10 protein-coding genes are annotated in these 7,537 nt (G+C 64.6%); 9 read left to right on the top strand and 1 reads right to left on the bottom strand.

The window, feature by feature from the left end:
* The 4 genes from ABFX51_RS37415 to ABFX51_RS37400 all read left to right on the top strand — a co-directional run.
* On the top strand, window positions 1-503 hold a 503-nt coding region (locus tag ABFX51_RS37415), incomplete at its 5' end, for a transposase (protein WP_346056626.1).
* Between the two features lie 234 nt (window positions 504-737).
* Window positions 738-1,061, top strand: coding sequence for a hypothetical protein (locus tag ABFX51_RS37410; RefSeq protein WP_346056625.1), 324 nt, complete (start codon window positions 738-740; stop codon window positions 1,059-1,061).
* Window positions 1,054-2,208 carry a putative T7SS-secreted protein gene (locus ABFX51_RS37405; protein WP_346056624.1) on the top strand — a complete coding sequence of 385 codons (1,155 nt, stop codon included), beginning with the start codon at window positions 1,054-1,056 and terminating at the stop codon, window positions 2,206-2,208. Before ABFX51_RS37410 ends, ABFX51_RS37405 begins: the two co-directional genes overlap by 8 nt.
* On the top strand, window positions 2,205-2,573 hold the full coding sequence (locus ABFX51_RS37400; RefSeq protein WP_346056623.1) for a hypothetical protein: 369 nt from the start codon (window positions 2,205-2,207) through the stop codon (window positions 2,571-2,573). The genes ABFX51_RS37405 and ABFX51_RS37400 overlap by 4 nt, the downstream gene beginning before the upstream one ends.
* Window positions 2,574-2,780: 207 nt before the next feature.
* On the opposite strand, the gene ABFX51_RS37395 is transcribed toward ABFX51_RS37400, so the two are convergent.
* The gene (locus ABFX51_RS37395; RefSeq protein ID WP_346056622.1) at window positions 2,781-3,497 is read right to left on the bottom strand and encodes an HAD family hydrolase; all 717 of its coding nucleotides are present in this window, start codon (window positions 3,495-3,497) and stop codon (window positions 2,781-2,783) included.
* Window positions 3,498-3,587: 90 nt separating this feature from the next.
* Between ABFX51_RS37395 and ABFX51_RS37390 the strand changes: the two genes are divergently transcribed.
* The 5 genes from ABFX51_RS37390 (at window position 3,588) to ABFX51_RS37380 (ending at window position 7,275) form a co-directional block, all read left to right on the top strand.
* Window positions 3,588-4,538: a helix-turn-helix domain-containing protein gene (locus ABFX51_RS37390; RefSeq protein WP_346056621.1), complete on the top strand. Its 951-nt coding sequence runs from the start codon at window positions 3,588-3,590 to the stop codon at window positions 4,536-4,538.
* A protein-coding gene (locus ABFX51_RS37385) for an IS3 family transposase (RefSeq protein ID WP_346056620.1) occupies window positions 4,516-5,675 on the top strand; the annotation gives its coding sequence in 2 pieces (ribosomal slippage) (window positions 4,516-4,794 and window positions 4,797-5,675; 1,158 coding nt in all). Before ABFX51_RS37390 ends, ABFX51_RS37385 begins: the two co-directional genes overlap by 23 nt.
* Before the next feature lie 477 nt (window positions 5,676-6,152).
* On the top strand, window positions 6,153-6,446 hold the full coding sequence (locus tag ABFX51_RS39775; protein ID WP_428832538.1) for a transposase: 294 nt from the start codon (window positions 6,153-6,155) through the stop codon (window positions 6,444-6,446).
* Window positions 6,447-6,472: 26 nt separating this feature from the next.
* Entirely contained in the window at window positions 6,473-6,721 is a 249-nt protein-coding gene (locus ABFX51_RS39770; protein ID WP_428832537.1) for an IS3 family transposase, read from the top strand.
* Window positions 6,679-7,275: an IS3 family transposase gene (locus ABFX51_RS37380; RefSeq protein ID WP_346056619.1), complete on the top strand. Its 597-nt coding sequence runs from the start codon at window positions 6,679-6,681 to the stop codon at window positions 7,273-7,275. Before ABFX51_RS39770 ends, ABFX51_RS37380 begins: the two co-directional genes overlap by 43 nt.
* Window positions 7,276-7,537: the final 262 nt, after the last annotated feature.

Below are 7,537 nucleotides of genomic sequence, written 5' to 3'. Positions count from 1 at the left end.
TGGAACAAGTCTGGCCGACCGCGATCGTGCAAACCTGCATCATCCACCTCATTCGCAACTCGTTCCGGCTTACTTCGCGGAAATACAACGACGCGCTCAAACGGGACCTCAAAGCCATGTACGAGGCCCCCAACGCGACGGCGGCGGAAGCCGCTTTACAGGAACTGGACGATAAATGGTCCGCGCAGTATCCGGCGCTGGTTCGGCTGTGGCGCAACGCCTGGACCGAGTTCGTGCCGTTCCTCGATTACGACGTCGAGATCCGAAAAATGATCTGCTCGACCAACGCGATCGAGTCCCTGAACGCCCGCTACCGGCGGGCGGTGCGCGCCCGCGGCCACTTCCCAACCGAGCAGGCCGCGCTGAAGTGTCTGTATCTTGTGACCCGCAGCCTGGACCCCAACGGCACAGGCCGCGCCCGATGGACGATGCGCTGGAAGCCCGTACTCAACGCCTTCGCCATCACCTTCGGTGACCGCTGGTCGGCCGCCGAAACCTACTAACCGAACCGCCAGAAACACCGATCACGGGATAGACCCTCATGCGCCGCTGGACGATGCCATGTCCTGCCGCTGGGGACGCCGACGGGAGTTCCTGCCCGCCACGCTCGGAGCGCGGGCACGCTTCTCCCGCGGAACGGAATCAGCCGCCGTTGTGTTGGGGGAGCCTTGCCGGACGGTGGTACCGGTTGCCATGATGAGACTCGCGTACCGTTTGTGTCCGAGGGGGAGCTGAGGGTGACGCACGGGTCAGGATTCTCTGTCGATGTCGACGCGGTGGCCGAAGCAGCCACCGGTATCACGCAGTCGGTTTCGGACCAGCGGAGTTTCCACCTGCGGGACTTGTGCGGAGACAGTGGCCTGTATGGCCATCAGGGCGTGCATGACGCGTTGATGGACTTCTGCGTGCGGTGGAGCGACGGGCTCGATGTCCTGACCGACGACGCCGACAGGATCGGTGAGACGTTGACCAAGGTGGTCGCGGCCTACCGCGGGACCGACGAGGCCACCGCCCGAACGCTGGGTGCGGACCCCGCTCAGGAGGTTGTGGACGGTGGCTGAGCTTGGCGGGACCCAGGACCCTGCAGCCCTTGTGCCGGGCAACCCGGAAGCCATTGAGGAGAACGCCCGCGTTGTGAGAGCCCGGGCGCAGCGGGCGGGCTCAGCAGCCGAGGGACTGCAGGCGATCGACACCGGCTCCTGGCTCGGCCCCGCAGCGCAGGCGTTCCACGACAAGTTCAGCTACGAACCGGCGAAGTGGTTCGCCGCGTCGGATGCCCTGGAGTCCGGAGCGAGCGTTCTGGAGGACTACGCCGCGACGCTGCGGTGGGCACAGAGCCAGGCGGCCGAGGCGATCACACGGTGGAATCAGGGGCAGGCGGCCACTCGACAGGCTCTCGCCGAGCAAGCCAACGCCGCTGATCAACCCGCGGCACCGTTCACCGATCCGGGGGAGCCCGACCGGCAAGCGGCCCGTGACATCCTCGACCGGGCCCGCTGGCAGCTCCATGAAGCCGGCGACCTCGCCGCGGCCACGCTGCGGGAAGCCACGGAAGGCGCCCCACGGGACTCGAGTTGGATCGACGACCTCGGCCATACCTTGGCCCAGGCTGGCGCTGACGTGCTCAACGCGGCGGCGTCGTTCGGCAACGCCATGCTCCACCATCCTCTCGATGTGGCCGAAGCCGTCGCGGGTGCGGGCCTGACCGTCGTCAGCGCGGCGGGGGAGGGGGTCGGCTTCGCACTCGATGCCACCGGCGTGGGTGCGGTCGCGGGCGTACCGCTCAACGCCGTCGCCGCCGCGGGCGTGGCTACCGGCGCCGGAATGGTCGTCCACGCCGCCACCAATCTGGCTGGCAACGCCGCCGGTGACGACCACGTCGAACCGGCGCGCAGCGGTGGCGACCCCGCCAGCGGGGCCAAGCCCGGCGGTGGACGTCCCGTCTCGCGGGAAAACCTGAATGCCGACCAGCAGGCCAACCTCAAACGTTACGAAAAGAAGCTCCCGGCCGGGGCCGAGGACACCAGAATCACTCAGCTGGAGGACGGGTCGCTGCAATTCGAGGCGCGCGTTCCGGGGCGGGTTTCTGGATCCTCGGCCACCTACACCAAGATCGTGGCCGAGGACGGAACCACGGTCGGCTACACCAAGACCACTACACTGCCCGACGGGTCGATCGCCCACGTCAAGGACAAGATGCCGAAATGAACAACCCACACAGCACCGCCGACGTCGCGCGGGTCGAAGCCCTGCGCGATCTCGTGCAGCACCGCACCAGCGTCGACGATGCCACCCGGGCACTCGCCCGCTTCCCGTTCGACAGCGACGACGAACTCGTTCCCCTCACCCGCGCTGACGCCGTGCACCTGCTTGATCAGTACCTGCGCGGCCTCGCCGCCGCCGACGAGGTGCGGCGCTGGGCCGAGGCATTGGAAGTGCGCGACGACGTCGGCCGTGAACCCGGCTTCGAAGACACGCTGAACGAACTCCTCTTCGAACTCGCCACACCCGAAGCCGCTGGCCCGTTGACCACCGACGCTGGCCAAAGCTGGGTCACCCGCCTCACCTCCTGAACAGAGTGCGAAGCGCACCGCCAGGATTCGGTTCTGCACCGCGTGCCGGTGCGCAGTGCGCTGTTCTCCATAACCACAGTGGACAGGTCGGCTGCTGCACCCGCCTCGGGCAGGTTAATGCCGGGCAGCACCGACCTGGTGGTTCTTCCTTCCCAGGTGTATCGAGTGGGCGATGTCCAGATAGCGGAACCCGGCGATCATGGGCGGTTAACGATGTGCGCCGAGAAACACACGTAAGGCTTCAATTTGCCGGAGATCTTCGAGCACATCCCGGGCGCCTGCCTCGCGGAGATCTTCTGTCGTGCTCTTGCCGCTGGCGACTCCGATCACGCGCACTCCCGCCGTGAGCGCGGCCTGGATGTCGTTCGGCGTGTCGCCAATCAGCACCGTGTGAGCGTTGTCGAAACTTTGGCCCGTGTGTTCCCGGGCCCGCTGCTGCGCGATGGTTACCAGCGCGGACCGGCTGGCGTCATCGTCACCGTAGGAGCTGCTGTCGAGATCGAGATAGGAGTTCAACCCGAACACCTCGAGCTTGATGCGAGCGACTTCGCGCAGGTTGCCAGTCAGGACAGCCTGATGGAACCGAGCATCCGCGGCCAGACTCTGCAGGGCTTCCTTGGCCCCCGGTAGGGTGCGGCCCTTGTCGGCCAGTTCGTCACGGGTGTGTTCGTATCCCTGCACGAGTGCCGCAGCGAGGTTTGCGATGTTCCCCTCAGTGGGCTCGATGCCGTTGATCCGCAGCGACTCCGCCATGATGTCGAGTTCGGTCCTGCCCGAGATCTGCGCCAGCTGCTCCAGTCGCCTGCCGGTGGCTGCAGGAAATGCCCGATCGTAAATCGCCCGTCCGACGCCTCGTGTCTCGATCAGAGTGTGGTCGATATCCCACAGGACGAGTGTGACTGCTGACTGTTCGCGCGCGACCATAAAAGAATCCTGCCACTCAAGGACGCGGCGGGCGCCGTACGGTAACGTTTGTGCTGATCACGGGCTTGGGGAAGATGCCGGGAAGCAGCGATGAACGATCAACCGACGGCTGTAGTGGGTGAGCGGGTCCGCTTCTACCGGACAGCCGCGCACAAGACCAAGACCGTCGTAGCCGGACTTGCCGGAATCACTCCTGACTACCTGTATCAGATCGAGCGAGGCCAAAAACTGCCCACTGTCGCGGTGCTGGCGCAGCTCGCCGAAGTACTCGGCGTGGAGCCGGGCGATCTGCTGCGCCGCGAGCCGGTAACGAAGCGACAGCGCGCGGAGGAAGTAGCTGCAAATGCCATCTACCGGGCGTTGACCGTACGTCGCGATCCACCAGAGTGTATGCCACCGCTGCCGGACGTTCAGCGGGAAGTTCTTGCGGCCTGGCGCACCTGGCAGACATCCCCTCGGCGCTACAGCACCTTGACCGCTGAACTCCCCGGCCTGATCGCCGACGTCGAGACCGTCGTGCGGAGCGCGGAGCTAGCCGGTCGGCGAGCCGCTCATGGCTGCGCTGCCGATCTCTACGGCTTGCTCCGAACCGTCACAAAACGTATTGGTCGAGTCGACCTTTCGCTGTTGGCAGCAGACCGGTCCATCCGTGCCGCCGAAGCTGCCGACGATCCGATCCGCTTGGCCGGAGCACGGTGGAATCTGACACAAGTACTGCTGGCCGACAGCCAGGCCGCCGAAGCCGAAGACGTCGCCATGCAATCGCTGAGGACCTCCAGCCGCTGCGCGACCGCAGCCACGCGGACGCCACCGCTCTGTCAGGTGCGCTTCTGCTCATCGCAGCAGTGGCAGCGGCCCGGCGAGGTGACGGCTGGACCGCTCGCAACCGACTGCGCCAAGCCGTACCACTGGGCGACCGGACCGGTGAACGGAACACTTGCTGGACCGCCTGGGTCTGCCCAGGGTCTGGTTGACACCTCACCTGTGAGGCTTCGGCCTCGCCTGGAAGGATGTCACCGTGCCCAAGTCCTACCCCCGTGAGTTCCGTGACGACGTCGTCGCCGTCGCCCGCCGCGGCGAGACCCCGCTGAAGCAGGTCGCCAAAGACTTCGGGATCTCCGAATCCTGCCTGGCCAACTGGCTGCGCGCCGCCGACGTCGAGGACGGCACCCGATCCGGCGTGACCCGCGAGGAATCGGCCGAGCTACGCGAGTTGCGTAAACGCAACCGCCTGCTGGAGCAGGAAAACGAGGTTCTGCGCAAGGCCGCGGCCTACCTGGCGCAGGGCAACCTGCCGGGAAAATAGTCTTCCCGCTCGTCCGTGACCTGGCCGCAGCCGGCGCTCCCGTGCGGGTGTCGGTCGCGGTGACGTGCCGGGTGCTGGGTATCTCCCGGCAGGCCTACTACCAATGGTGCGCAGCCCCGGTCTCGCAGCGGGACGTCGACGACGCGCACCTCATCAACGCCGCGCTGGAGATCCACGCCGACGACCCGGCCGACGGATACCGGTTCATCGCCGACGAACTCGCCCGGCGCGGCTTCACCGCGTCGGAGAACCGGGTGTGGCGGATCTGCTCCATGCAGCAGATCTTCTCGCTGCACGCCAAGAAGAAAGGCCGTTCCCGTCAGGCGGGGCCGCCGGTGCACGACGACCTGGTCCGCCGCGACTTCACCGCCGACGCGCCGAATGCCAAGTGGCTGACTGATATCACCGAGCATCCCACCGGTGAGGGCAAGCTGTATCTGTGTGCGGTCAAGGACTGCTACTCCAACAAGATCGTCGGCTACTCCATCGCCTCGCACATGAGAGCCTCACTCGCGGTCAGCGCGCTGCGCAACGCGATTGCCCTACGCGACCCGCGCGATGTCGTGGTCCACTCCGACCGCGGTGCTCAATTCCGCTCGGGAGCCTACCGGCGTCTGTTGCGCAGCCACGGGCTGACCGGGTCGATGGGGCGGGTCGGCGCCTGTGGTGACAACGCCGCGATGGAATCGTTCTTTTCGTTGCTGCAGAAGAACGTTCTCGATACCCGGCGGTGGCGCACTCGCGAGGAGCTGAGGTTAGCGATCGTGTCCTGGATCGAGACGAAGTACCACCGCAAACGCCGGCAACGAGGGCTCGGCAAGCTCACCCCGGTCGAGTTTGAGACCATCTACACGACCGCAACAGCGGCCTGAGAAACAGTCAGCTCCGGTGTCAACTGAAGTCTGGGCAGACCCTGGCTCATTCCGGACCGCCTCGAAGTCATCGTCGTTCACGGCCCTGACAACTACGCGCAATTCCTGGAATGAGCCCGCACTGGCCTGGTCGGCTGCCACGTCCCACATCTCCCTTTCTTGATCGCGGTACGCGCCTTTGACACTCACGACTGTCGCGCAACGAGGTGTGTTTCGAAAGCGACTAGCAGCCCTGCACTGCCCCGCACCGGGCGGCCGCGGTCGTTACGAACCGATTCAGCAGAATCAGCACATCCGCCCCCCGGGAAACAAACCCAGCTTCGTAAAGACTGATGGGACACTTCAGGAAACCCACACCAAACCGCAGCATCGCTGCCGTCATCCCAGACACTCGGTGCCACGGCTTGTGAGGCGCCTCGAAGATTCCAGAAAGGACCAAATCGGGATATCCTGTAAGGAATCGAAGGGACCGAGACGGTGGCGCGACAGAGGAAGTATTCTCCAGAGTTCCGCGAGAAAGCGGTTCGCCTGGCGTTGGAATCCGAGAGGCCGGTGGCCGAGGTGGCCCGGAGTCTCGATATGCATCCGGAGACGTTACGGGTGTGGGTTCGCCAGCACGAGCGTGAGCATGACCTTGAAGCGCCAGAGGTGGATTTGCCACTGACGGATCGTGCGCGGCTACGTGAGCTGGAACGCCGGAATCGTGAGCTCGAGAGGGAAGTGTCCTTCTTGAAAAATGCGGCAGCGTACTTCGCGAAGGGACCCCAGTAGCCCACAAGTACGAGTTCATCGATACGATGCGGCTCGATACTGCGAAGTACGCGTATTCTGTCGAGTTCTTGTGCGGGAAGCTCGGCGTGTCGAAATCCGGATACTATGAGTGGTGGAACCGTCCGGGATCGGCAACGAACCAGCGTCGTGAGGATCTGAAGGCGTTTATCACGAGAGCGTTCAAGGCGTCTGATGGCACCTACGGATATAGGCGCGTGCACGCCCAGCTCGCATGCTGGGGTGTCACGGCGGGCCGGAGCTGGTCCGTGACTTGATGCGTGAGCTGGGTTTTCGGTCGTGTCAGCCGCCGCCGAGACGGTGGTCGCTCACCCACCCTGGCCTGGGTGAGGTCCCGGACCTGGCGGGTCGGGACTTCACTTCCGACAAACCCGGGATGAAACTTGTCGGCGACATCACCTATATTCCGACCGGAGAAGGGTGGCTCTATTTGGCGACCGTGATCGATTGCTGCGCTAAAGAAGTGATCGGCTACGCCATGGACGACCACTACAAGACCTCGCTGATCACCCGGGCCATCCGACGGGCAGTGCAGAACCGGTCGCTGGCGCCAGGCGCCATTTTCCATTCCGACAGGGGCGTCAATTACATGTCGGCCGAGTATGCGGCCGTGTTGAAGAGGCTCGACCTTCGACGATCGTCAGGGCGCACGGGGATATGTTTCGACAACGCTATGGCCGAGTCGTTCTTCGGTGCACTCAAGAACGAGCGTGTCTCCCGGGTGGTGTATCCGACACGCGAATCCGCTCGGCAGGACATCACTCACTACATCGAACTCTGGTACAATCAGGCCGTCTTCATTCAGCAATAGGCTACCGCCCTCCACGTGAAGCACACTCCGAACACCTGCAATCGGCATGAATTGAACAATTCTTCCCTGTCCGGGAAACGCGAGGCACCTCACTCCGGACATCGGTGAGTGTTGTGGTGACCCACACCGAACCCAGAGGTCCCCACCCATATCAAGATCATCCAGCCCGTGTCAGCCCATCACCAACGTCCCCGAACAACACAGCTAAGGGATGTCTCGTAACCCGGTGGGCGGCTGGCCGGTCCGGTAGTTGATCATGTTG

Origin of the sequence: Amycolatopsis dongchuanensis, from assembly GCF_039542405.1 — a bacterium.
Taxonomy (GTDB): Bacteria; Actinomycetota; Actinomycetes; order Mycobacteriales; family Pseudonocardiaceae; genus Amycolatopsis_E; species Amycolatopsis_E sacchari.
This window is presented reverse-complemented; position numbering and strand designations above follow the sequence as displayed.